This window comes from Bosea sp. ANAM02 (assembly GCF_011764485.1).
GTDB lineage: Bacteria > Pseudomonadota > Alphaproteobacteria > Rhizobiales > Beijerinckiaceae > Allobosea.
On the sequence record NZ_AP022848.1, the window covers coordinates 1871103 to 1896073 of the forward strand.

At 67.1% G+C, this 24971-nt stretch carries 23 protein-coding genes and 1 pseudogene; 16 read left to right on the forward strand and 8 right to left on the reverse strand.

Going from position 1 to position 24971, the window contains the following annotated elements; translation table 11 throughout:
* Nucleotides 1-10: 10 nt before the first annotated feature.
* Genes OCUBac02_RS09035 through OCUBac02_RS09050 form a run of 4 tightly spaced genes read left to right on the forward strand, consistent with a single transcriptional unit; the run spans nt 11 to nt 4447 of the window.
* On the forward strand, nt 11-907 hold the full coding sequence (locus OCUBac02_RS09035; RefSeq protein WP_173045070.1) for a polysaccharide deacetylase family protein: 897 nt from the start codon (nt 11-13) through the stop codon (nt 905-907).
* Nucleotides 907-2451, forward strand: a complete 1545-nt coding sequence (locus OCUBac02_RS09040; RefSeq protein WP_173045072.1) for a gamma-glutamyltransferase — start codon at nt 907-909, stop codon at nt 2449-2451. Before OCUBac02_RS09035 ends, OCUBac02_RS09040 begins: the two co-directional genes overlap by 1 nt.
* Nucleotides 2448-3428 (forward strand): ABC transporter ATP-binding protein, encoded by a 981-nt coding sequence (locus tag OCUBac02_RS09045; RefSeq protein ID WP_173045074.1) that lies wholly within the window; start codon nt 2448-2450, stop codon nt 3426-3428. Before OCUBac02_RS09040 ends, OCUBac02_RS09045 begins: the two co-directional genes overlap by 4 nt.
* Complete coding sequence (locus OCUBac02_RS09050) at nt 3425-4447, forward strand: ABC transporter ATP-binding protein (protein ID WP_173045076.1); 1023 nt, start codon at nt 3425-3427, stop codon at nt 4445-4447. The genes OCUBac02_RS09045 and OCUBac02_RS09050 overlap by 4 nt, the downstream gene beginning before the upstream one ends.
* Nucleotides 4448-4613: 166 nt before the next feature.
* Here OCUBac02_RS09050 and OCUBac02_RS09055 read toward each other — a convergent pair.
* From OCUBac02_RS09055 to OCUBac02_RS09090, 8 genes and pseudogenes are all read right to left on the reverse strand, one after another.
* Nucleotides 4614-5336 (reverse strand): annotated as a pseudogene (locus OCUBac02_RS09055) (amino acid ABC transporter ATP-binding protein).
* 126 nt (nt 5337-5462) lie between these two features.
* Nucleotides 5463-6284 carry a transporter substrate-binding domain-containing protein gene (locus OCUBac02_RS09060; RefSeq protein ID WP_173045078.1) on the reverse strand — a complete coding sequence of 274 codons (822 nt, stop codon included), beginning with the start codon at nt 6282-6284 and terminating at the stop codon, nt 5463-5465.
* 92 nt (nt 6285-6376) lie between these two features.
* On the reverse strand, nt 6377-7027 hold the full coding sequence (locus OCUBac02_RS09065) for an amino acid ABC transporter permease (protein ID WP_047573850.1): 651 nt from the start codon (nt 7025-7027) through the stop codon (nt 6377-6379).
* Between the two features lie 9 nt (nt 7028-7036).
* Complete coding sequence (locus tag OCUBac02_RS09070; RefSeq protein ID WP_047573847.1) at nt 7037-7705, reverse strand: amino acid ABC transporter permease; 669 nt, start codon at nt 7703-7705, stop codon at nt 7037-7039.
* A gap of 103 nt (nt 7706-7808) precedes the next feature.
* Nucleotides 7809-8570, reverse strand: a complete 762-nt coding sequence (locus tag OCUBac02_RS09075) for a 3-ketoacyl-ACP reductase (RefSeq protein WP_173045080.1) — start codon at nt 8568-8570, stop codon at nt 7809-7811.
* Nucleotide 8571: 1 nt separating this feature from the next.
* On the reverse strand, nt 8572-9345 hold the full coding sequence (locus OCUBac02_RS09080; protein ID WP_047573841.1) for an enoyl-CoA hydratase/isomerase family protein: 774 nt from the start codon (nt 9343-9345) through the stop codon (nt 8572-8574).
* A complete protein-coding gene (locus OCUBac02_RS09085; protein WP_173045082.1) occupies nt 9342-10934 on the reverse strand; it encodes an acyl CoA:acetate/3-ketoacid CoA transferase in 1593 nt (530 codons plus the stop codon). Before OCUBac02_RS09085 ends, OCUBac02_RS09080 begins: the two co-directional genes overlap by 4 nt.
* A gap of 24 nt (nt 10935-10958) precedes the next feature.
* The gene (locus tag OCUBac02_RS09090; RefSeq protein WP_244639139.1) at nt 10959-12032 is read right to left on the reverse strand and encodes a LacI family DNA-binding transcriptional regulator; all 1074 of its coding nucleotides are present in this window, start codon (nt 12030-12032) and stop codon (nt 10959-10961) included.
* A gap of 145 nt (nt 12033-12177) precedes the next feature.
* On the opposite strand from OCUBac02_RS09090, the gene OCUBac02_RS09095 reads away from it, so the two are divergent.
* The 12 genes from OCUBac02_RS09095 to OCUBac02_RS09150 all read left to right on the forward strand — a co-directional run bounded on the left by OCUBac02_RS09095 (nt 12178) and on the right by OCUBac02_RS09150 (nt 24924).
* A complete protein-coding gene (locus OCUBac02_RS09095) occupies nt 12178-13341 on the forward strand; it encodes a dihydrodipicolinate synthase family protein (protein ID WP_173045084.1) in 1164 nt (387 codons plus the stop codon).
* Nucleotides 13342-13586: 245 nt separating this feature from the next.
* Nucleotides 13587-14735, forward strand: a complete 1149-nt coding sequence (locus OCUBac02_RS09100) for an acyl-CoA dehydrogenase family protein (RefSeq protein ID WP_244639140.1) — start codon at nt 13587-13589, stop codon at nt 14733-14735.
* A 370-nt stretch (nt 14736-15105) separates the two neighbouring features.
* Nucleotides 15106-15576, forward strand: coding sequence for a TRAP transporter small permease (locus OCUBac02_RS09105; protein WP_173045086.1), 471 nt, complete (start codon nt 15106-15108; stop codon nt 15574-15576).
* Nucleotides 15573-16844, forward strand: a complete 1272-nt coding sequence (locus OCUBac02_RS09110) for a TRAP transporter large permease (RefSeq protein WP_173045088.1) — start codon at nt 15573-15575, stop codon at nt 16842-16844. Before OCUBac02_RS09105 ends, OCUBac02_RS09110 begins: the two co-directional genes overlap by 4 nt.
* Nucleotides 16845-16885: 41 nt before the next feature.
* Nucleotides 16886-17878 carry a TRAP transporter substrate-binding protein gene (locus tag OCUBac02_RS09115; protein ID WP_047573822.1) on the forward strand — a complete coding sequence of 331 codons (993 nt, stop codon included), beginning with the start codon at nt 16886-16888 and terminating at the stop codon, nt 17876-17878.
* Between the two features lie 54 nt (nt 17879-17932).
* Complete coding sequence (locus OCUBac02_RS09120) at nt 17933-18745, forward strand: IclR family transcriptional regulator (protein WP_052231922.1); 813 nt, start codon at nt 17933-17935, stop codon at nt 18743-18745.
* On the forward strand, nt 18742-19959 hold the full coding sequence (locus tag OCUBac02_RS09125; protein WP_047573821.1) for a CaiB/BaiF CoA transferase family protein: 1218 nt from the start codon (nt 18742-18744) through the stop codon (nt 19957-19959). Before OCUBac02_RS09120 ends, OCUBac02_RS09125 begins: the two co-directional genes overlap by 4 nt.
* The gene (locus OCUBac02_RS09130; protein WP_047573818.1) at nt 19956-20738 is read left to right on the forward strand and encodes an enoyl-CoA hydratase/isomerase family protein; all 783 of its coding nucleotides are present in this window, start codon (nt 19956-19958) and stop codon (nt 20736-20738) included. Before OCUBac02_RS09125 ends, OCUBac02_RS09130 begins: the two co-directional genes overlap by 4 nt.
* On the forward strand, nt 20735-21895 hold the full coding sequence (locus OCUBac02_RS09135) for an ABC transporter substrate-binding protein (protein WP_173045090.1): 1161 nt from the start codon (nt 20735-20737) through the stop codon (nt 21893-21895). The genes OCUBac02_RS09130 and OCUBac02_RS09135 overlap by 4 nt, the downstream gene beginning before the upstream one ends.
* Before the next feature lie 17 nt (nt 21896-21912).
* Nucleotides 21913-23055 (forward strand): extracellular solute-binding protein, encoded by a 1143-nt coding sequence (locus OCUBac02_RS09140; protein ID WP_173045092.1) that lies wholly within the window; start codon nt 21913-21915, stop codon nt 23053-23055.
* Nucleotides 23056-23514: 459 nt separating this feature from the next.
* On the forward strand, nt 23515-24642 hold the full coding sequence (locus OCUBac02_RS09145; RefSeq protein WP_173045094.1) for an NAD/NADP octopine/nopaline dehydrogenase family protein: 1128 nt from the start codon (nt 23515-23517) through the stop codon (nt 24640-24642).
* A gap of 126 nt (nt 24643-24768) precedes the next feature.
* The gene (locus OCUBac02_RS09150; protein ID WP_173045096.1) at nt 24769-24924 is read left to right on the forward strand and encodes a hypothetical protein; all 156 of its coding nucleotides are present in this window, start codon (nt 24769-24771) and stop codon (nt 24922-24924) included.
* The last annotated feature ends 47 nt before the right edge of the window (nt 24925-24971 follow it).

A 24971-nucleotide genomic window follows, 5' to 3' on the forward strand; every position in this document is an offset into this window, starting at 1 on the left:
AGGCTAAGACATGACCGCCCCGAACGGCACCTGCCCGGCCTATGAATGGCCCGAAGGCAGGTCGAGCGCCTTCTGCTTCAGCATCGATGTCGATGCGGAGAGCCCTTATCAGTGGAGCCTGCCGGAAGGCGCGCCAGTCGCGCTCGGCCAGATCGAGCAGCGGCTGTTCGGCCCGCGCGTCGGCATCTGGCGCCTGCTCGACCTGCTCGATCGCTACGGCATCAAGGCGACGTTGTTCGTGCCCGGGCTGATCGCGAAGAACCATCCGGAGCTGCTGCCGGCCTTCGTCGCGCGCGGCCACGAGATCGGGCTGCACGGCTATTTCCACGAACTGGCGACCGAGGCCGGGCCGGAGGAATTCGCCCGCGCGATGGACGAATCGCTCGCGCTGTTCAAGAGCCAGGCGGGTGTGGTGCCCAAGGGCTTTCGCTCGCCGGCCTGGGAGATGACGCCCTTCATGCTGGAGGAGGTGAAGCGGCGCGGGCTCTACGATTCCTCGCTGATGGGCTTCGACCATCCTTATACGATCGACGGCGTCACGCAGGTCCCGGTGCTCTGGGCGGTCGACGACGCCGTTTATTTCCGCTTCACCGGCAGCGCGCAGGATCGGGCTCCGCCATCACCGCAGAACGGCATCCTCGACGCCTGGCTCGACGAATGGGAGGTGCTGCATCGCGAGGGGCGGATGATGATGCTCACCGTCCATGACTGGATCTCCGGCCGGGCCGGGCGCGTGCGCATGCTGGAGAAGCTGCTCGACGCGGTCAGCGCCTCCCCCGGCGTCTGGATCGCAACCGTCGGCGAACTCGCGGAACATCATGCGGCGAGCGCCAATGCGCAGCGCTTCAGCGTGCCGATGCGGCTGCCGCAGCCAAGCGCGCCCCTGCGCTTCCGGGCCAGAGCCTGATGCAGACCTTCAGCATCCGCCGCCCGGCCGTCCGCTCCCCGCACGGGCTCGTCGCCGCACAGAACCGCCATGCGGCCGAGGCCGGCGCCGCCGTTCTGGCGCGCGGCGGCAATGCGATGGATGCGGCCGTCGTCACCGCGCTGGTGCTGAGCATCGTCGAGCCCTGGCTTTCGGGCGTGGGCGGCGGCGGCTTCCTGATCCATGCTGACGGCCGGACCGGGGCGCTTGACACGCTTGATTTCAACGTGCGTTCGCCGCGCGGGCTCGAGCCCACGGATTATCCATTGACCGAGGCCGGTTCGGGCAACTGGTTCGCCTGGCCTTCGGTGGTCGGCGAGCGCAATGTCGCCGGCTACGGCGCGATCTGCGTGCCCGGCGCCATCGCCGGCTTTGCCGCCGCGCTGGAGCGCTACGGCACGATCTCCTGGAGCGAGGCTTTGCAGCCGGCGATCGAGCATGCCGAGCGCGGGCTGGAGATCGACTGGTACGCAGCGCTCTGCATCGCGGTCGAGGTTGCCGGCCTGTCGCGCGATCCGGCGATCTCGGCGCTACTGCTCGATAACGGCCAGCCGCCCAAGGCCGGGGCCGATACGCGCCGTTTCAAGCCGATGACGGCGAAGGCCGTGTTGCTGAAGCGCCTGGCGAAGGCCGGCGCGCGCGACTTCTACGAAGGCGAGGCCGCGCGCCTGATCGCGGGCGACCTCGAATCCGGCGGCTCGGCCATCTGTACTGAGGACCTCGCCGGCTATCAGGCTGTCTGGTCGCCGGCCCTGACCGGGCGCTATCGCGATCTGGACATCGCCGCCATCCCCGGCCTCAGCGGCGGCCCGACCTTCTTCGATGCCGCACGGCGCGTGGAAGCGCGAGGCCTCGGCCCCGACGCATCGCAGGCCGACGCGGCACTAACTTATGCCACCGCGATCCGCGAGGCCTATGCGGTGAGGCTCAACAGCATGGGCCATGCCGCGACGCCGCAAGCCGGTTGCACCTCGCATGTCAGCGCGGTCGACCGCCACGGCAACATGGTCTCGCTGACCAACACGCTGCTCTCGCGCTTCGGTGCCCGCGTGGCCCTCCCGCGTGCCGGCATCATCATGAATAACGGCATGATGTGGTTCGATCCCCGCCCCGGCCAACCCAACAGCATCGCGGCCGGCGCCAAACCGCTGGCCAATATGTGCCCGCTGGTATTGAGCCGCGACGGTAGGCCCTGGCTCGCGATCGGCGCTGCCGGAGGCCGCACGATCTTTCCGACGCTGCTGCAGATGATCTCCGGGATGGCCGATTTCGGCCTTTCGCTGGAGGATGTCTTCCATCGGCCGCGCATCGATGCCTCGACCCCGCGCATCAAGGTCGACGCAAGGGCCGAGCCCGATGTCGCCGCGCGGATCGCTGGAGCCTTCCCGGTTGAGATTGTCGAGGACACGCTCTACCCCGTGAATTTCTCGGTTCCCTCCGCGGTGATGCGTGCGGAGGGTGGCGGCTTCCTCGGCATGGCGCATCCGACCAGCCCCTGGGCCGCGGTCGCGGCGGCTTCGGCATGAGCGGGCGCGCCGACCCGATGCTGGCGATCGAAGGCCTCGCCATCGAGATCGACGGCAACCGCATCGTCGATGGCGTGTCGCTCGGCGTCGAGACCGGCCGCATCCTCGCGATCGTCGGCGAATCCGGCTGCGGCAAGAGCCTGACGGCGCTGTCCGTGCTCGGCCTGCTGCCGGGTGCGGCGCAGGTCTCGGCAGGGTCGATCCGGCTCGGCGGGCGCGAGCTGACGGGCCTGTCGGAGGCGGAGCTGTCGCAAGTGCGCGGCAATGACGCCACGATCATCTTCCAGGAGCCGGTCGCCTCGCTGAATCCGCTGATGCGCGTCGGCGAGCAGGTCGAGGAAGCGCTGCTTCTGCATCGCGGCCTGTCGCGGGCCGCCGCGCGGGAGGAAGCCATCGCGATCATGGCCCGCGTCGGTATCCCCGATCCGGCAAGGCGCGCCCGGCAATACCCGTTCGAATTGTCCGGCGGCATGTGCCAGCGCATCATGATCGCCTCGGCGCTGATCTGCCGTCCCTCGCTGCTGATCGCGGACGAGCCGACGACCGCGCTCGACGTCACCATCCAGGCGCAGATCCTCGACCTGATGCGCCGCTTGCGCGACGAGGTCGGCAGCGCGGTCGTGCTGATCACCCATGACATGGGCGTGGTTGCCGATCTCGCCGACGATGTCTGCGTGATGTATGGCGGCCGAATCGTCGAGAGCGGCCCGGTCGAGGCCATCTTCGCCGCGCCGAGCCATCCCTATACGCGCCTGCTGCTGGGCACGATCCCGAAGCTCGACGGTGCCAGGAAGACGGTGCTGCGCACGATCGAGGGCATGGTGCCGCCGGCCGGTGCCTGGCCCGAAGGCTGCCGCTTCCGCACGCGCTGCCCGCTCGCCGACGAGGCTTGCGTCGAGGTGCCGCCCGCCGTCACGGTCGGCGCCTCCCATCAAGCTGCCTGCTGGCATGTCGACCGGCTGGAGGCGATGGCATGAGCGAGCCACTGCTGCAGGTCAGCGATCTCAAGGTCCATTTCCCGCTGCGCGGCGGCATCGGCACGCCCGGCGGGGTGGTCAAGGCGGTCGACGGCATCTCGCTCGATCTTCAGGCCGGAAAGACGCTGGCGCTGGTCGGCGAATCCGGCTGCGGCAAGTCGACCACCGCCTATGCCGTTGTCGGGCTGGAGCGGGCGACGGCCGGCACGATCCGCTTCGACGGGCGCGACATCACCGCGCTCAAGAGGCGCGGGCGGGCGGCACTGGCGCAGGACATCCAGATCGTCTTCCAGGACCCGTCCTCGGCGCTCGACCCGAAGATGACGATCGCGGACAGCATCAACGAGCCGCTGGCCATCGCCGGTCGCAGCCGTGCCGATCGCAAGGCCCGCGTCGCGGAGTTGCTGGATCGCGTCGGCCTGCCGGCCGCGCTCGCCGAACGCCTGCCGAGCGCCCTCTCGGGCGGGCAGCGCCAGCGCGTGGTGATCGCGCGGGCGCTCGCGCTGTCGCCGCGCCTGCTTGTGCTCGACGAGCCGGTTTCGGCGCTCGACGTGTCGATCCGCTCGCAGGTGCTCAACCTGCTGCTCGAATTGCAGCGCGATCTCGGCCTGTCCTATCTCTTCATCTCGCACGACCTTTCGGTCGTCCGGCACATCGCCGACGAGGCGATGGTTCTCTATCTCGGCACAGTCGCCGAGCAGGGCCCGGTCGATGCGGTCTTCGAGCGGCCGCAGCACCCCTATACCAAGGCCCTGCTCTCGGCGATCCCGCTGCCGGACCCGCGGGCGCAGCGCAACCGCGAGAAGATCATCCTGAGCGGCGACCTGCCGAGCCCGCTCTCACCGCCGGCCGGCTGCCCCTTCGTGACGCGCTGCCCGGAGCGGATCGCCGTCTGCAGCACGCGGCGCTTTCCTCTCGTGGATGGCGGCGGGCAGACCGAAGCGGCTTGCGTGAACGTGGGCCGGTCACTCTCGCCCGCTGAAGAACGGAGCCCGAGAGCCGCATCGCCTCGTCCCTGACCAACAGCGTCACTCGAACGATACCGGGCATATCGAGGCCGGCTGGCGCCGCTCCCGACTGACCTGAAACCTCGATCTTCCGCCAGATTTGAGTTGGGGTGCCTCACTGGAGGAGACGAACGACGCGCCCCTTGCGATTCACAGGAGCGCAAGTCATCGGAACGCGTCAGGCGTGGTGCAGGATCTGGCCGAGGAACTTGCGGGTCCGCTCATTCTGAGGCGCCGAGAAGAACGGCTCCGGCGGGGCCATCTCGACGATCTCGCCGGCATCCATGAAGATCACCCGGTCGGCGACCTTGCGGGCGAAGCCCATCTCGTGGGTGACGCAGATCATCGTCATGCCGCTCTCGGCGAGCTCGACCATGGTGTCGAGCACTTCGCTGACCATCTCGGGGTCGAGCGCCGAGGTCGGCTCGTCGAACAGCATGATCTTCGGGTTCATGCAGAGCGAGCGCGCGATCGCGACGCGCTGCTGCTGGCCGCCCGAGAGCTGGACCGGATATTTATCGGCCTGCTCGGGGATATGGACGCGTTCGAGGATCCTGCGGGCGGTCGCCTCGGCCTCGGCCCTGGGCATGCCGCGCACCTTCATCGGCGCCAGCGTGCAGTTCTCCAGCGCGGTCAGATGCGGGAACAGGTTGAAGCTCTGGAAGACCATGCCGATCTCGCGGCGGATGTCCTCGATGCCCTTGAGCCTGGCATGGACGGTGGTGCCGTCGATGACGATCTCGCCCTTCTGGTGCTCTTCGAGCTGGTTCAGGCAGCGGATCAGCGTCGATTTGCCGGAGCCGGAGGGACCGCAGATGACGATGCGCTCGCCGCGCGAGACGGTGAGGTCGATGTCGCGCAGGACGTGGAAGTCCCCTTAGAACTTGTCGACCTTGCGCATCTCGATGATCACGTCGCCGATCTCGTGGTCGGCCGGGAAGGGGGCGGGCGCGGGCATCTGTCAAAACCGTTCCGGTGACTGTCGATGGACGCGCCCGGCATGGGGCCGGGCGCGCGTTCAGCGGGGTCAGAACTGCGGCATCGCCGGCAGCTTCGGCAGCGGGATGCCGAACCATTTCTGGTTGATCTTGGAGAGCTCGCCGTCGGCCTCGATCCCGGCGATGAACTTGTTGGCGAACTCGGCCAGCGCCGTGTCGGCTTTGCGGAAGGCCATGCCGTTGGCCTGCTCGCGCAGCGTGAGCTTCGGCTCGATATTGAGCTGCGGGTAGTCCTTGTTGAGCTGGGCGAGGATGGTGTTGCTCGCGCCCATCGCCTGGACCTGGCCCGAGATCAGGGCCTGCAGGGCGGTGGCGTCGTCATCGAAGCGCTTGAGCGGCGTGCCCTGCGGCGCGATCGCGCTGATCGCCGTGTCCTGGGTCGAGGCGCGCGCGACGCTGATCGTCACCGGCTTCAGATCTTCCGCCGTCTTGATGTTCACGCTCTTGGGAGCGAGGACGTAGATCGTCAGCGTGCTGTAGGGATTGGAGAACAGCACCTGCTTCGAGCGCTCGGCGGTGATGCCGAAGGTCGCGATCAGCACGTCGACCTTGTTGGTCAGAAGGTAGGGGATGCGGTTCGGGCCGGTGACCGGGACCAGCTCGAGCTTGACGCCGAGCGCCTTGGCCATCAGGGCGGCCACGTCCGCATCGTAACCCGCCGGCTGCTGCTGGGCGTCGGTGCCGCCGAAGGGCGGGTAGTCGGTCAGAACGCCGACCATCAGCTTGCCACGGGCCTTGATCTCGTCGGGCGTCGCGGCCTGGGCAGGCGCCGCGCCAAGCGAGGCGGCGGCGAGGCCGGCGAAGACGAGCGTGCCGAGGCCGCGGCGGCAGATCGATTTAAACAGTGACATGGGTCGTTCTCCTCTGGGGTGGTCTTGGTGTTGCGCAACCGCGTTCCAGGCAGGTTCTTCGCAAAAGTGGCTTCCACCTTTGCTGAACATGTCTAGCGCGCGGCGACGAGGAGCTTCTGCTCCATTCTTTTGCTGTAGGCCGAGAGCGGCCGACAGATGACGTAGTAGACCAGCGCGACAAGCGCGAAGATCGTGAAGGGCCGGAAGGTGGCGTTGTTGATGATCTGGGCTGCCCGCGTCAGTTCGACGAAGCCGATGATCGAGGCGAGCGAGGTGCCCTTGATCAATTGCACGAGGAAGCCGATCGTCGGCGGGATCGCGATGCGGATCGCCTGCGGGGCGATGATCAGCACCATTTTCGGGGCATAACGAAGGCCGAGCGACGTCGCGGCTTCCCATTGCCCGCGCGGAACGACCTCGATGGCTCCGCGCCAGATCTCGCCGAGGAAGGCGCTGGCATGCAGCGAGAGACCCAGCGCGGCGGCCGTCCAGGGGTCGACCGACCAGCCGAACAGTCCCGGTACGAAGAAGGCGAGGAAGAGCTGCATCAGCAGCGGCGTGCCCTGGAAAACCTTGATGTAACCGGCCGAGGCGACCCTGAGCCACTTGTATTCGCCGGTGCGGGCGAGCGCGACCAGCGCGCCGCCGAGCGCGCCGCCGAGAAAGGCGACGAGCGAGAGCAGCAGCGTCCAGCGCACCGCCATGATGATGTAGAGAAGGTCGGATGATCCGAGTATGCGCATCGTCTCACCTCACCGTGTCGGCTTGCGCAGGAAGCTGCGCTCTATCGCGGCGAAGACCGTCCAGAAGAAGACGGAGAGGCCGAGATACATGCAGGTCACGACGAAATAGACCTCGAAGCTGCGGAAGGTGCGCGACTGGATGTCGCCGGCCACCGCCGTCAGCTCGCTCGCCGCGATCGCCGAGCAGACGCTGGTGTTCAGCATCAGCAGGATGAACTGGCTGGTCAGCGAGGGGTAGATCGCCTGGATCGCCGGCTTCAGGATGATGTAGCGGAAGATCTGGAGCGGGCGCATGCCGAGCGACTTGCCGGCCTCGATCTGCCCCTTCTGGATGCTCTCGATCCCGGCGCGGATGATCTCGATGCCGTAGGCGCCGACATTCACGACGAGGGCGAGCAGGGCCGCCGTGTTCGAACTCATCTTCAGGCCGAGCGAGGGCAGCCCGAAATAGATCATGAAGATCTGGATCAGGAAGGGCGTGTTGCGGATCAGCTCGATATATTCGTCGATGATCCAGACCAGCCATTTCGGGCCCGAGGTCTTGCCGAGCGCACCGGCGACCGAGACCACCATGCCGATCGCCATCGCCAGCGCCGAGAGCACGAGCGAGTTGACCAGCCCCTGCAGCAGCTCCGGCCATGCCGCGAAGACGTCGGCGAAATCGAATTCATAGCTCATCCGGACAGGCCCCTCCGGGGCTTCCGCTGCACGACAGTCTTCATCGATCCTGTCCTCCGTGAGTATCGGGCCGGCTTGTCACCGGCTTCTCGGTCTTATCTTGCTACAGGCGTGGAATCAGCAAGCCGCCATCCACGTTGATCACTGTCCCCGTCGCATAGGCGAATTGCCCGCTGGTCAGAGCGGCCACTGCGGCGGCGACGTCTTCGCCTTCGCCCCAGCGTCCCGCCGGGATCAGCCCGTCGGCGATCCGTGCGTCATATCTGGCCGCGACCTTCGCGGTCATGTCGGTGCGGATCACGCCCGGCCGGACCTCGAAGACCGGGATGCCCTCGGGCGCGAGCCTCACCGCGAGCGCCTTCGCCCACATCGAGAGGCCGAGCTTGGAGACGCAATATTGCGCCCGGTCGATCGAGACGAGCTCTGTCGAGGCCGAGGTGATGAAGACGATCGCCGGCCGCTCCGGCCGCTCCGCCAGCATCGCTCTGGCGACCTCCTGACTCAGGAAGGCGGCGCCGCGCAGGTTGACGTCCATCACGCGGTCGAAACTCTCCTCCGTGATCTCCAGCATGTCGCCGCGCACCGGCGCGCCGATGCCGGCATTGGAGACGAAGAGATCGAGCCGGCCGAAAGCCGCCTTCACATCGGCGACGAGGCCGGGATGGCTCGCGACCGCCGCGACATCGTGCCTGAAGAACCGGGCTTGGGCCCCCGCCGCTTCGAACAGTTTCGCAGATTCGGCAACGGCCTCGTCCTCGGCGATGTCGGTGAAGGCGATGTCGTGGCCGGCCTTGGCCAGCGCCACGCCGATTGCGCGGCCGATACCGCGCCTGGCGCCGGTGACGAGGGCGACGGGACGCGTCATCTCACTCGCCCCGGTAAAGCGGCGTGCGCTTTTCCCGGAAGGCGGAGACGCCTTCCTTCACGTCCTCGGTATAGGAAACGAGCGAACTCGCCAGCGTCTCCATGATCGCGCCGCTATCCTCGTCCTCGGCGGCATTGATGAGCTGCTTGACGATGAGGTTCGCCACCGGTCCGCGCTGGCTAATGCGCTCGGCCATGGCTTGCGCCGCGGCGAGCGCGCCGCCCTTCTCGACGACCTGATCGACGATCCCGAGCGAAAGTGCGGTCTCGGCCGTGACGATCTCGCCGGTCAGCGCGAGGCGGCGTGCGACCTGCCCGCCGAGACGCTTCACGAGACGCTGCGTGCCCGACCAGCCTGGGATCATGCCGAGCCCGGTCTCGGGCAGGCCGATTTTGGCCTGGGCCTCGCAGATGCGGATATCGGCGGTGACGGCGAGCTCGAGCCCGCCGCCGAGCGCATGGCCGTTCATCGCCGCGATGACCGGCGGCTTCATCCGCGCCAGCTTGTCGAAGACGCGGTGGCCGGAACGGACCCAGCCCTGGCCCATCTCAAGCGGCGAGAGCCCGCCCCAGGCGACGATGTCGCCGCCGGCGCAGAAGGCCTTGCCCTCTCCGGTCAGGATGACAGCGCGCACCGAACGGTCGGCATCGATCGCCTCGGCAAAGCGGCCGAGCAGGCCGACCATGACGTCGTCGAGCGCATTGAGCTTTTCCGGCCGGGCGAGCGTGATCGTCGCGATGCCGGCGGCAATGTCGAGGCGGACCGGGTCGCTCATGCCGCCCTCGCGGGGAGTTCGAGCCCCATGAGGGCCTCATCGAAGAGCGCCGCGTCCATCGGCTTCGGCGGCTTCGGCACCAGCAGCGGGAACTCGCTCTGGGCGAGGATGTCGCGCTCCAGATCGACGCCCGGCGCGATCTCGGTGACGACGATGCCGTCCGGCGTCAGCTTCATCACGCAGCGCTCGGTGACATAGGTGATGTCCTGGCCCTGCGCGATGGCGCGGGGGCCGGAGAAGGAGATGTGCTCGACCGCCTCGACCAGCTTCTTCACCTTGCCTTCCTTCTCGATGACGAGCTTGCCGTCCGCGATCGCGAGCTTGGCGGCGGCGCTGAAATAGCCGGAAAAGACGATGCGCCTGGCGCGCGCGGTGATGTCGATGAAGCCGCCGGCGCCGGCGGTGACATGCGGACGCACGCCGAGCTTCGAGACGTTGACGCAGCCTTGCCGGTCGATCTGCAGGAAGGAGAGCAGCGATAGGTCGAAGCCCGCTCCCTGGAAGTAGGTGAACTGGTAGGGGGAGGGGACGATGGCCTCGGCATTGGAGGCGCAGCCAAACTGGAATTCGAGCAGCGGCACGCCGCCGACGGCGCCCTGCTCGATCACCCAGGTCACGGCGCCGTGCCGACCTTCCTCGATCAGGATACGCGGGACATTGGCGGAGATGCCGAAGCCGATATTGACGGCGTCACCATGGCGCAATTCCTGCGCGACGCGCCGGGCGATGACCTTGGCGACGTCGAAGGCAGGGGTTTCGAAGCTCGACAGGGGCCGGCGCACCTCGCCGGAGATGGCGGGGTCGTAGACGGTCTGCGTCGTCTGCATCTGGTCGGGCGCGACCACGATGGCGTCGACGAGGATACCCGGCACGAAGACGGATTGCGTGTCGAGGCTGCCGGCCTCGACCACGCGCTTCACCTGCGCGATGACGACGCCGCCATTGTTGCGGACCGCGAGCGCCTGATCCAGGGGGCCGAGCAGGCCGCCCTCATGCTCGTAGGAGAGGTTGCCGCGCTCGTCCGCCGTGGTGGCGCGGATGATCGCGACCTGCGGCACGATGCTCCGGAAATAGAGCCAGTCCTCGCCGTCGAACTCGACGCGGCTGACGATGGGCGCGGCCGCGGCGCGCGCATTCATGGCGCAGCCCTGGTGCTTAGGGTCGACGAAGGTGTCCATGCCGATCTTGGTCAGCACGCCCGGCCGCTTGGCGGCGGCCTCGCGATGCATGTCGAACAGGATGCCGCTCGGGATGTTGTAGGCCGGGATCTCGTCGCCCGTGACCATCTTCCAGATCGCGGGCGGCTCGGCCGAGGAGGGGCCGGACGGGTAGGAGCCGCCCATGATCCGCGCCAGCAGGCCGGGTTTGGCGATATGGTCGACGCCCTTGACGCCCCACATGTCGCCGGCCGCGATCGGATGCAGCGTCGTCAGGTTGCGCGGATGGCCGGAGGCGTCGAATCGCCGGCCGATTGCCGCGAGGACGGCATCCGGGCAGCCGAGGCCGGAGGAGGAGGAGACCGTGACGATCGCCTCGTCCGGGATCAGGGCGGCGGCTTCGTCGGCTGAAAGAATGCGGGGGAAGGCCATGATCTCTTGTCTCTTCGGGAGGATTCAGCCGGCGGCGGCGAGCGCGCGCTGATAGGCGCCGCAGGATTCGCGGATGACGAGATGGGCGGGGCCGATGAAGCTCTCGGGCTCCGCTGAGGGATCGGCGATCTGCTTCAGCAGGAGGGCCGCGGCACGCTCGCCCAGACCGACCGGATCGACCGCGACGGTGGTCAGGGCCGGCGAGACATGGCGCGCCTCGCTGGTGTCGTCGAAGCCGACGATCGCGATGTCGCGCCCGACGACGAGGCCATGGCGGGCCGCAGCCAGCATCGCGCCGATGGCGGTGACGTCGTTGTAGCAGACGACGGCCGTAGGCCGGTCGGCGAGCGAGAGCACCGCGCTCATCGCGCTGAAACCACCGTCGCGCGTCGGCATGCTCTCGAGATTGAGCGCGGGGTCGACGCTGCGGCCGGACGCTCCCATCGCCGAGAGGAAGCCGCCATGGCGCTCCTGCCGGACGACCATCGAATGCATGCCGCCGAGAAAGGCGATGCGCTCATGGCCGAGATTGATGAGATGGCGGGTGACGCGGCTGGCGCCGAGGAGGTTCTCGGGAACGACGATGCTGGTATCGGCCCCGGGCAAGCGGCGGATCGCCACGAGCAATGCGGTGCCGGCGGCCTTGATCCAGTCGAGATGCTCGGGCCGGGTATCCAGGGCCGGGCAAAGGATGATGCCGCCGGCGCCGTGCTCGCGCATCATCCGCATCACCTGCTCCTGCCGCACCACGCTCTCGGCGGTGTTGGCCATGAAGGCGACATAGCCGGCCATCTGCAGCACCTTCTCAACGCCGATGGCGAACTCGGCGAAGAACGGGTTGGAGAGGTCGTTGAGGACGAGGCCGACGATGCGGGACTGCGCGTTACGCAGGTTGGCGGCGCCGCGGTTATAGACATAGCCGAGCCGGTCCATAGTCTGCAGGACGTGCTGGCGGGTCTCGGGCTTCACCGCGCCGCGGCCGGTGAGGACGAGCGAGACCGTCGATTTCGAGACGCCGGCGGCATCCGCGATCTCGATGATCGTCACCTTTCCCTTGCTGCCTTGCGGCTGCGGCATGGTTTCGTCCCTGATGCGCATGGCGCTGTTCTTTTCTTGGAACGTTCCATTATCAGCAGATGAAGCGGCGTGCAATATCTCTCTTTAAAAGCATTTCGGCCCTCTGTATAAGGCTGGAAACGCGTTTCGTAATTGGAACGTTCCAATAAAATTGTCGGAGGAAGCGATGGTCGAGATCAGTCTGCCCCGCATGGACGGTACTAGCGAGCGTTACAGGCTGGCGGCGCCTTCGCCTTTCCCGCAGACGGCCAAGGCCAACGGCATCCGCACCGTCTACGCCGCCGCCCATGTCGTCGCCGACCCGCTGAAGCTGGTCGATCCCTGGCGCGAGCCGGCCGTCGACTGGGACGCGACGCTGGCCTTCCGTCATCACCTCTGGGGTCTCGGCTTCAAGATCGCCGAGGCGATGGACACCTCCCAGCGCGGGATGGGGCTGGACTGGCCGAATGCAGCCGATCTGATCACCCGTGTGCTGGCCGAGGCCAGGGCGACGCCGGGTGCCGATCTCGCCTGCGGCGCAGGCACCGACCAGCTCGACCCCAGCACCGCCCGCAGCCTCGACGACGTGATCCGTGCCTATGAGGAGCAGATCGGCCATATCGAGGCGCATGGCGGCAGGATCATCCTGATGGCGAGCCGCGCGCTCTGTCGCGTCGCGAAGGGGCCCGACGACTATCTCGCCGTCTACAGCCGCCTGATCCGCCAATGTCGCGGCAAGGTGATCCTGCACTGGCTCGGCGAGATGTTCGATCCGGCGCTGGCCGGCTACTGGGGCAGCCGCGATTTCGAGCCGGCGATGGAGACGGTGCTCACCCTGATCCGCGAGCACGCCTACAAGATCGACGGCATCAAGATCTCCCTGCTCGATGCGGGCAAGGAGATCATGATGCGCCGCCGCCTGCCGGCGGGCGTCGTCATGTATACCGGCGACGATTTCAATTACGCCGAGCTGATCGGCGGCGACGAACAGGGCTTCTCGCACGGCCTGCTCGGCATCTTCGATCCGATCGCGCCCGCCGCCGCTGCGGCTTTCGCCAGGCTGGAGGCGGGCGACCGCGCCGGCTTCCATGCGATCCTCGACCCGACGGTGGCGCTCTCGCGCCGGCTCTTCGAGGCGCCGACGCAGCATTACAAGTGCGGCGTCGTCTTCCTCGCCTGGCTCAACGGCTTCCAGAGCCATTTCCGGATGGTCGGTGGCGCCGAGTCGGCGCGCGGAATCCTGCACTACGCCGATCTCTTCCGCTTGGCCGATCGGTCGGGGCTGCTGGCGGATCCCGAACTGGCCGCTCGCCGGATGACGCATCTCTGCGCCCTCAACGGCGTCGCGTGAGGAGCGCCGGATTTCAACGAAGCACCGCCGTCATTCCGGGACAGGCCGAAGGCCTGGGCCCGGAATCCATGAACACGAGCTTCCCGTCATGGTCGGGCTTGTCCCGACCATCCACGTCTTCATCGATGCGATGCGGTGTTCAAGACGTGGATGCTCGCCACAAGGGCGAGCATGACGACTGGAATGACGACGGGGTTCCGCGGCTGACAATGCCGATCGTCAGATGACTTGAGAGGAAGCGAACCATGCACGCTCCGCTGCTCGATGCCGAGATCTACGACCAGATCCGCGAGACCGCCCGGCGCTTCGCCGAGGACGTCGTCAGGCCCGTTGCCGCCGAGCTCGACCGCGACGAGACCTTTCCCGCCGAGATCTACCGCCAGATGGGCGCGCTCGGCCTGTTCGGCATCACCGTGCCGGAGGCGCATGGCGGCGCGGGGCTCGATACTTACGCCTATGCGATCGTCATGGAGGAGTTGTCGCGCGGCTATTCTTCGGTCGCAGACCAGTGCGGCCTCGTCGAGCTGATCGGCACGCTGCTCACCCGTTACGGAACCCCCGAGCAGATGCGGCGTCTGCCCGATATCCTCGCCGGCAAGACGCGCGTCGCCTATTGCCTGACCGAGGCCGAGGCGGGCTCCGACCTCTCCAATGTCCGCACCACCGCGCGCGAAACCGCCGAGGGCTATGTCATCGACGGCGGCAAGCTCTGGATCCACAATGCGCCGGTCGCCGATCTCGGCTTCGTGCTGGCCTCGACCGATCCGGCCGCCGGCCATCGCGGCATGAGCATCTTCCTGGTCGATCTGCATGCGCCGGGTGTCTCGCGCGGGCCGAAGGAGCACAAGATGGGCCAGCGCGCGAGCCAGGTCGGCGCGCTGGCCTTCGATGGCGTCACGGTGCCGCGCGAGGCCCTGCTCGGCCCGAAGGGGCGCGGCTTCCACATCATGATGAGCGTGCTGGAAAAGGGGCGCGTCGGCATCGCTTCCCTGGCCGTCGGCATCGCGCAGGCGGGGCTGGAGGCGGCGCTGGCATATGCCCGCGACCGGCGCCAGTTCGGCAGGCCGATCCTCGACAACCAGGGCCTGCAATGGCTCCTGGCCGACATGGCCAAGGAGATCGCCGCCGCCCGCGCGCTTGTCGAGCGTGCCGCGCTGCTGATCGACCGCGAAAAGCCCGCGACCTCCGCCGCCTCGATGGCCAAGTGCTTCGCCAGCGACATGGCGGTGGCGCAGACCGCCAATGCCGTGCAGGTCTTCGGCGGCTCCGGCTATATCCGCGGGGTCGAGGTCGAGCGGCTTTATCGCGACGCCAAGATCACGCAGATCTACGAGGGCACCAACCAGATCCAGCGTACGATCATCGCGCGCGAACTGATCAGGAACGGTGCGTAGGCCAGGCTCGCGACGAGGCGAGCGGTGGCCGTGAACGGCCTTGCGGGAACGGCGATATAACCGCGCCGTCCATGATGCGGCCTGCCGCGCTCCGAAAATCCGCCTGAACCAATAGAGCGGCAAAGATCGCCTCGCCGGGCAGTGCGGGGCGGATCGAAAGCCCGCGCGCCCGTGCCTGTCGGGGGCGCGGCATCTTCTGGCATCGGTCTCAACATCCCGCGCTGGCGCAGAGCATCGTCATCGCCCCTCTGCGGCCGGGTCGGAGTGCCGTTGCGACTCTCGGAAATGACAGGTTGATTTCGCATATGAAAATTGCTTTCATATGCGCGAGAGGCGCCCGGCAGAACGGCGCCCCAACCGGAGGCGCCCCTTGCATATTCTTGCTGCCGCCTATCGGGCGCTGCTCATCGCGCTCGTGGCGCTGATCGTCGCGATCGTCGCGATTGCCGTCGTGTTTCGCTACGTCCTCAACACGCCGCTGATCTTCAGCTTCGACCTCGCGACGATCCTGTTCGTCTGGCTTGTCTTCCTCGGCTTGACGCCTGCGGCCCATGAGGGCTCCCACATGGCGGTAGACCTGTTCACCGCGCTGCTGCCGGCCGGCCTCGCCAGGGCCCTCGCCCTGGTCGTGCGGCTGCTGATGATCGCGATCGCGCTTTTCCTGGTCCGCTATTCCTGGGACCTCGCGATGCGGACGCGGATGGAGATCGCCTCCATGCGCATCTCCATGATCTGGGTCTACATGGCGATGCCGGTCGGCTTCGCGATCTTCGCGGCCTACGAGGCCTGGTCGCTGGCCTGCAGCGCGATGGGCCGCCCGATCGGGAGGCATGCGCGATGAGCCCTGCCGCCCTGCTCGGCGTCTTCCTGTCGCTGACCGTCATCGGCCTGCCGATCGCCTTCGTCCTGCTCGGCACGGGCATCGCGGTGACGCTGTCGGACCCGGACATCCTCGATGTCGCCTATATCCAGAACATCATCGTCGGAACCCAGTCCTTCCCGCTGATCGCGATCCCGCTGTTCATTCTCGCCGGAGAGCTGATGAACATCTCCGGCATCACCCGCCGGCTGATGGATTTCGCCTCTGCGCTGACGGCGCACATGATCGGCGGGCTGGCGCAGGTGAACATCGTCCTGTCCATGCTGCAGGCGGGCATGACGGGCTCGGCCAATGCCGAAGCGGCGATGCATGCGAAGACCCTCAATCCCGAAATGGTCCGTCGCGGCTACAGCCCGGCCTATGCCGCGATCGTGACCTCCGCGTCTGCGCTGATCGCCCCCATGATCCCGCCGGGAATCGGCCTCATCCTCTACGGCTTCGTCACCGATCTCTCGATCGGCAAGCTGTTCATGGCCGGCATCCTGCCGGGTCTGATCATGACGGCCGGCATGATGGTCATGTCCCACTGGATCGCGAAGCGGCGCAACTACGAGCGCAGCACGGAGCGGGCCAGTTCGGCGCGCCTGCTCCAGACCTTCTGGGGCGCTGTGCCCGCGATGCTGATGCCGGCCATCATCGTCATCGGCATCCGGCTCGGCATCTTCACTGCCTCGGAGGCTGGCGCCGTCGCGGTGCTCTACGCGCTGCTCTTCTGCGCCGTCTACCGGGAATGCCGCTGGCGCGACGTCGCCGAGTCGCTCGCGTCGACGGCCACCACGACCAGCGTGATCATGATCATCCTGGCCGCGTCGACCGCGCTGAGCTGGGCTTTGTCCTTCGAGCAGCTCCCGCAGCGGGTGGCCGAGATGCTCGTCGTGACCGCGGCCAACAAGTTCATGCTCTTCGCGATCGTCGCCGTGCTGCTGCTGATCGCCGGCATGTTCGTCGAAGGCACGGCGCTGATCCTGATCCTTGCGCCGATGTTCGCGCCCGCCGCGGTGAAGCTCGGCGTCGATCCCATCCATTTCGGCATCTTCTTCGTCTACATGATCCATCTCGGCGGCATCACGCCCCCGGTCGGCACGGTCATGTTCACGACCTGCACCATCGCGCGCGTCCCGCTTCAGGACTTCATCCGCGAATCGCTGCCCTGGCTCGCCATGCTTCTCGGGATCGCCGCGCTGATCGCGGCCGTCCCCGGCACGGCGACTTGGCTCGGCTATCTCTGACGGCAACCGAAAACAAGAACGGCAACACTGGGAGACGAAACATGACGATCAGGATCATCACCGCTTCGGCAGGCCTCGCGCTCACCTTGCTGGCAGCCGCCCCGGCGGCGCAGGCGCAGCAGAAAACCCCCGTCCTGCGCTTCGGCCACATGAATTCGCCGACGCATATCGTCAATCTCGGCGGGCAGCGCCTCAAGGCGGCGATGGAGAAGGCCAGCGGCGGCCCGGTCCAGATCGATCTGTTCCCGAGCGCCCAGCTCGGCGAGAACTCGGCGGTGCTGGAACAGCTCACGCTCGGGTCGAACATCATCACCCAGGTCGGTCCCGGGACCATCGCCCAATATGTCCCGAACTACTCGGTGATGGTGCACCCGTTCCTGTTCAAGAACTGGGACGAGGTGAAGAAGGTCGCGAACTCGCCGCTGGTCAAGGGCTGGGAAAAGGGCCTGGTCAAGCACAACATCAAGCCGCTCTGCTTCTTCAACTTCGGCACGCGCGACCTCTATACGCGCAACAAGGCGGTCCGCACGCCGGCCGATACGGCCGGCCTCAAGATCCGCGTGCAGCCGGTGGCGATCTATACGGAGCTGGTGAAGTCCATGGGCGGCCAGGCGACGCCGATGCCCTGGCCGGAGGTCTACAGCGCGTTGTCGCAGGGCGTGATCGACGCGGCCGAAGCGCCGCCGAACGCGATCATCGACCAGAAGCACTACGAAGCCGCGAAATTCTACATGAAGACCAACCACATCCTCGACGCCGCCATGGTGGTGATGAGCCTGAAGGCGTTCAACGCGCTCAATGCGGATCAGCAGAAGACGCTGGAGGCCGCCGCCAACGAGGCCTGCGACTGGATGACCGCCGAATCGGGCAAGGTTTACGACAGCTCCGTGGCGGAACTGCAGAAGCAGGGCATGACGATCGTCTCCGACGTCGATCGCGCCGCCTTCGAGAAGGCTGCGGAATCGATCCAGAAGGCGTTCCCGGACTGGTCGCCGAACCTGGTGGCGGATGTCCGCAAGCAGCTTGGACGCTGATTGGAGCAGCGCTGGAGCCGGGCGTCGGGCCCGGCTCCGCAAGGAGCCGGAATCGTGAGCGACGACACCGATATTTCCAACCGCTACCGCGCCCCCGCACTCGAGAAGGGGCTCGACATCATCGAACTTCTGGCGAGCTCGGCCAGCGGCATGTCGCTGACGACGATCGCGGCCACGCTCGGGCGTTCCATGGGCGAGATCTACCGGATCGCGCTGGCGCTGGAAGCCCGCGGCTATATCCGGCGCGATGCCGAGTCCGACCAATACGCCTTGACGCTGAAGCTCTTCGAGCTCTCGCACGAGAACCCGCCGACCAACCGGCTGCTTTCGGTCGCGCTCCCGCAGATGGAGAAGCTCGCCGCCGACGCCCAGCAATCCTGCCATCTCGCGGTGCTGAGCGGAGCGCGCGTGCTGATCGTGGCCCAGGTCGATGCGCCGCGCCCCATGCATTACGCGGTCCGCCTCGGCGCGCAGTTCCCTCTGGCCGAGACGAGCTCGGGCGCCGTGCTCTTCGCCTATCAGCCGGAGCATCACCGCCAGGCGCTGCTCGATGCGAGCATGGCCTCCTTTCCGGAACTGGCCGAGACCTTGCCCGAGCGGGCCGAGAAGGTGCTGGCCGAGGGCGGCGAGCGTCGCGAGAGCCTGGTCGTGTCGGGCGTGACCAATCTCAGCCAGCCCGTCTTCGACCATCGCGGCGTCATCGCCGCCTGCCTGACCATTCCGTTCCTCGCCCAGAAGGGCCTCGCCGTCGATGTCGAAGCGGCGGAACGGGCCGTCATCGCTACGGCGGCCGGCATCTCGGCCGCGCTCGGCTGGCGCGACCCGCGCCAGCCCGCCGACAACGAAAACGAAGGAGAAGCCGCATGAGCGGAGCGCTCTCAGGGCTGCGCGTGCTCGATTTCAGCCATCTGCTGTTCGGCCCCTTCGCCACGCAGATGCTGGGCGACCTCGGAGCCGACGTGATCAAGGTCGAGCGGCCGGTCAGCGGCGACCTCTATCGGGACCTGCCGCCCTTTTTCAACCGCAAGCTGGGGGATTTCGAGAATCCGAGCTTCCTGGCCTGGAACCGCAACAAGCGCTCGCTCGCGGTCGATCTGAAAAATCCGGAGGGCAGGAAACTGCTGCAAGACATCGCCGCCACGGCCGATGTCTTCGTCCAGAACTTCCGGCCGGGCGTGCTCGACCGGCTCGGCTTCGGCTACGACGAATTGTCGAAGCTCAACCCGCGGCTGATCTACTGCTCCGGATCCGGCTATGGCGAGAGCGGCCCTTACCTGGAGCGGCCGGGCCAGGACCTGCTGCTGCAGGGATTGTCCGGCATCATGTCGGTGACCGGGCGCTCCGGTGTCTCGCCGACGCCGCTCGGCGTCGCCATCGCCGACCAGCTCGGCTCCTATCACATGGTCTACGGCATTCTCGCGGCGCTCTATCATCGCGAAAAGACCGGGCGCGGCCAGAAGATCGAGGTCGATCTGTTCCGGGCGCTCATCGCGCACCAGACGCAGGAATTCGTGACAACGCTCAATACGGGGCGCGTCTTCGAGCGCCCGAATTCCGGCATCGCCCATCCCGGCATGCCGGCGCCCTTCGGCGTGTATCGAACCCGGGACGGCTTCCTCAACATCGCGATGAATCCCTTCGCCAAGCTGGTCGAGGCGCTGGAGGCGCCGGAGCTCGCCCGCTTCGACGATGCGGAAGCGCTGTTCGACCGGCGCGACGAAGTCCATGCTGCGATCGAAGCGGTGACGCAGACGCGCACGACCGCTGCCTGGATGGCGCGGCTGCTTTCCTTCGATCTGTGGTGCGGCGAGGTGCTGCGTCAGGAGGAGGTGCCAGACGATCCGCAGGTGAAGCACATGGACGCCTTCACCTCGTACCAGCACCCGGTCATCGGCGAGGTGAAGACGGTCAACGTGCCGATCACGCTGTCCGAGACGCCCGGCAAGGTCGAACGGCACGCACCGATGGTCGGCGAGCACACGGTCGAGATCCTGGCCGAGCTCGGCTTCGACGGCGAGCGTATCGCGGCGCTGCGGAATTCCGGGGCCGTCTGGGTTCATCCGAGAGCGGAAACGGCATGACGAGCGCCTTCACCGACTACGAACGGCGCGGCTCCGTCGCGCTGCTGACCTTCGCGCGGCCTGATCAGCTCAACGCGATGAGCGGCGCCATGGTGGAGGAGATCCTCGCGGCGATCGCGCAGGCGGCCGGTGACCCGGCCATCCGCGCCCTCGTGCTGCGCGGCGCGGGCGGCAACTTCATGGCCGGAGCGGATATCAAGGCCTATGCGACGCAGTCGGCCGAGGCTTTCCGCGACTTCCAGGAGAGTGCCGGGCACGTCTATGGCGCGCTGGAAGCGCTGTCGAAGCCCGTGATCGCGGCGGTCGAAGGCTATGCGCTGGGCGGCGGCTTCGAGATCGCGCTGTCGGCCGATCTGATCGTCGCGCATCCCGAGGCCAAGCTCGGCCTGCCCGAGGTCAAGCTCGGCCTCGTCCCGGGCGGCGGCGGCACCCAGCGTCTTGCCCGCAAGCTCGGCCCCAATCGGGCGGCCGAGCTTCTCATGACCGGTCGCTTCGCCAGCGCGCAGGAGATGGCGAACTGGGGCGTCGTCAACCGCGTCGCCGATGATGCGCTCGCCGAAGCGCTGGCTCTGGCCGAGCAGATGGCGCGCCATCCGGCCGGCGCGCTCGCCGATCTCAAGAAGCTGAACCTCGCCGCCTGGCAGACCGGTCTCGAGGCCGGTCTCGAAGCCGAGCGCGACGCGGTCTGCGCGCTGTTCCTCACCGGCGACGGCATGCAGCGGATCCGCGATTTCGTCACCCGCTCCGAGCGCAGGAAGGCCGAAGGAGCCAAGGCGTGAGCACGACCCTCGAAGGCATCACCTGGGATCATCCGCGCGGCCGCACGCCTCTCGAAAAAAGCATCGCGCGCTATCGCGCCGAGCGGCCCGATGTCGCGATCTCGTGGCGGGCTCGCAGCCTGCGCGACTTCGGCGAATTGCCGCTCGAGGAGCTGGCCGAGCGCTTCGACCTGATCGTGTTCGATCACCCCTTCGTCGGCCAGGCCGCCAGGCGCGGGCTGCTCGTCGACCTGACGCCGCATATCCCGGCTGAGGCAATGACCTGGCTCGATGCCGGTGCGGTTGGGCCTTCCTGGCGCTCCTATCACTGGCAAGGCGCGATCTACGGCCTGCCGATCGATGCCGCCGCGCAGGTCGCCGCTTATCGGCCCGACCTGATGGGCAAGGCCGGCCGCTATCCTCCGGCGACCTTCGACCAGCTTCTGCGGCTGGCGCGGGACCTGCGCGCGCACGGGCTCTGGGTTGGCGTGCCGGCCTGTCCGATCGACGCTGTCTGCATGGTGCTGACGCTCGCCGCCAATCTGGGGCGTCCGGTGACGGCGGAGAATCCGGTGTTCCTGGAACGGGATTTCGGCATCCGGCTGCTGGAGCGGCTCAAGGCGCTGGTCGCGCTCAGCCATCCCGACTCGACGCGGATGAATCCGATCCAGATGCTCGATCTGGCGGCGGGCGGCGACGATGTCGCCTATATCCCCTACACCTTCGGCTACACCAACTACAGCCGCGAGGACGCTGAGAGGCCGCTGCGCTTCGCCGATATCGTCGCGGCAGGCGAGCATGCCTGCCGGGGCACGTTGCTCGGCGGCGCCGGCTTCGGCGTCACCAGCCGCTGCCGTGATGTCGCCGAGGCGGTGCGCTACGGGCTCTGGCTCTGCGCGCCGGATTACCAGCGCACGCATTATTTCGCCGATGGCGGCCAGCCCGGCATGCTGCAGGCCTGGACCGATCCGGCCTGCGACGCGCAGAGCCGCGGCTTCTTCTCCGGGACGTTGCGTACGCTCGGCTCGGCCTATCTGCGCCCGCGCTTTGCCGGTTACGTGCCGTTCTTCGAGGAAGGCGGCCTGAAGACCAATGCCTTCCTGCGCGGCGACGGCAGCGCCGAAAGCCTCGTCGACTGGTTCAACGCCGCCTTTGCCGACGCCCTCAAGAACGCCTGACGAGAGGACCGAACAGAATGACTGGTATCCGCCTGCGCGGAATGACCTGGGACCACCCGCGCGGTTACGATCCCATGGTCGCCTGTTCGGCGCTCTACCAGGAGCGCAACGGCGTCGAGATCGTCTGGGAGAAGCGCTCTCTGCAGGATTTCGAGTCGTTTCCGGTCGAAGAGCTGGCGCGGCGCTATGACCTGATCGTCATCGACCACCCGCATGCCGGGCAGGTGGCGCGCGAAGGCTGCCTGTATCCGCTCGACCAGCCCGGCTTCTCGTCCGAGCGGCGTGCGATGCTCTCCGGCTCTGTTGGGCTGTCCTATCACAGCTATGTCTTCGACGGCCGGCTCTGGGCACTGCCGCTGGACGCCGCGACCCAGGTCCAGGCGTTCCGGCCAGACCTGATCGAGCGGGCGCCGGAAACCTGGGAAGAGGTGCTGGAACTCGCACGTGCCGGCAGGATCGTGCTGCCGCTGCGTGCCCCCCATTCGCTGATGTGCGTGATGACGCTCGCCGCCAATCTCGGCTGGCTGCCCGGTCGCGAAGGCGAGGAGTTCATCCCGCGGGCCATCGGTGAGGCTGTCGTCACACAACTCGCCGCGCTTGCGCGCCATCTCGACGAGCGCTGCTTCTCGTTCGATCCGATCGCCGCCCTCGACCTGCTCGCCGAGAGCCCCGATCTCGCCTGCTGCCCGCTCGTCTACGGCTACGTCAATTATGCTCATGCCGGCTTCCGCGCGCATCGTCTCGCCTTCGCGGATATCCCCTGCCTGGGCTCCAGCGGGCCGCTCGGCTCGGTGCTCGGCGGCACCGGCCTGGCCGTTTCCGCACGATCGGCACAGCCCGAAGCGGCGCTGAAATTCGCCTACTGGATCACTTCGGGCGAGATCCAGCGCGGGCCCTATATCGCCGCAGGCGGTCAGCCGGGTCATGGCGAGGCCTGGCTGGACGATATCGCCGATCAGGCCGCCAATGGCTTCTACAGCCGGACGCGCGCCACGCTCGAAGGCGCGATGTTGCGGCCGCGGCATGACGGCTACATGGATTTCCAGGACAAGGCCGCCCGCCTGATCGCGGAAGGGCTTCTCGCCAGGACTTCGGCGCGGGCGATCGTCGAGGACGTCAATCGCGTGGCGCGCGAGACGCGTTCGAAGCACCAGGGGTGATTGCTGCGCTCGCCGATCGCGCCAATGCCGGATGACGCGATCCGCGGGCGCCCGCCCGAGGGACTGGCGGGCGGGCTACGGCCCCGATCGCAGGCGCGTTGAACAATATCCGGCGTTCAAGCGGTCGCGTCACCGATCATCGCTGCGCAGCTTGCGTATGGCCGGAGAGCGCGGAATTTCTGATTGTCATAACTCCCGGGAATACGCTGCTCTGTATTCGGAATTTGACATCGGAATTTTGCTTGTGCGAGTCTCTCGACTGCTTTGGTTGTATTTCTTATTTTATGAGTAAAATACATATCAAGTAATAATGATCCGAGGTGTTTTAATATAGATTTTATTTTTGTGACTTGGATTTCATTTTTCCTTTGCGGATTTTTCTTGGTTTCGGCCGGAGCGGATTTCGCCGTTTCATTCCCGGACTTGGTCCTCGCTCTCATCAGCCTCCAGGGTTTCTCCATGCCTTCAGCAGCCACAACCTATGCCGTCATCGGAGCGACCGAGCACGCGCTCGCGTTGGCGGCGGAGCTTCGTCTGGCGGGTAACCGTGTCATCGTGGCCGAGCAGGCGGCTCGCCGCGCTGCCCTGGACGCGCTGGCTGCCGCGCCGGGCCTCGACGTCGACTGTCAGGTCGAGAGCGTGGTCGGCGGCAGGCAGCGCAGACTGGTGACGGGTATCGAGGTCGCGCCCGATGTCGCAACCGCTATCGGGGCCGCGCAGGTCCTGATCTTCATGACGCCGCAGACGACCTATGAGGACGTTCTCGCCGCCTCCGCCGGGAGCCTGCGCAACGATCAGATCATCCTGCTCTGCCCGGGCGGCCTCGGCGGAGCCCTGCTGGTCGCGCGGATTGCCGCGAAAGCCGGCGCCCCCGATCTGCTGGTGGCGCAGACCTCCGCGATGCCGCTGGGCGGCCGCAACGCCGGCCCGGCGGCGCTGCGCATCGCGAGCAAGAAGAAGTTCCTGCCCGTCGGCGTCTTCCCGGCGTCGCGCACGCAGGAATTGCTGGAGCGGCTCGCTGAGGACTTTCCGCAGCTCACCGCCAATGCCGATGTGATCGAGACGGGCTTTGCCGGGGCTGCGATGGGGCTCCATCCCATTCCGATGATCATGAACGCCGCCCGCATCGAGGCGGACGGCCCCTATGTCTATGACGGCTACGCGATCACGCCCAGCATCGCCCGGGTCATCGATGCGGTCGATGCCGAGCGGCGGCTGATCCTGAAGGCGCTCGGCGCTCCGCTGACGACTTTCTCGGATATCCTGAAGCAGTCATACGGTGTTGACGGCGACAGCTTCCACGAGGTGGTCCACGCCGTGCCGGGCTACAGGCAGGTCAAGAGCCCTCCGGATCTGCGCTACCGCTATCTCAGTGAGGACGTTCCCACGCAGCTCGTTCCCGCCGTCGCGCTGGCCCGCGTGCTGGGGGTCGCGACGCCGATGCTCGATGCGACCGTGAACTATGCCAACGCCATGCATGGCTGCGACTACTGGCGAAGTGGCTGGAATCTCGAGAAGCTCGGGCTGGACGGACTCGATGCGGCCGGGATCGCGGCGCTGCTCGCGCGCGGTTTCGGCGCCCGCTGACCGCTCCCTTGCCTGGCCGGAGCGAGAACGAGGCAGGTCATTGCCCGCCCGGACCATTCCGATCGCATAACTCCGTTGGGGATCTCTGCCGATCCCGCCCGGTACGAGGCAAGCAGGCTCATCGCGGTGACGCGTAGCGGCGTCACGCCCGTCGCCTTCCTCGGCGGGCCGATCGCCGACGAAATCCTGTCGGGCGGGGACCGCGACGAACGCGCCATGTTCAGGCCGGACCGGTTTCATCGGGAGAATGCGACGGCGGCCGCCCCTCGGGGCGAAGACTGAGCCGGACGCCGCGTAACCCTGTCGCCCGAGCGTGCCTTCAGCCGACG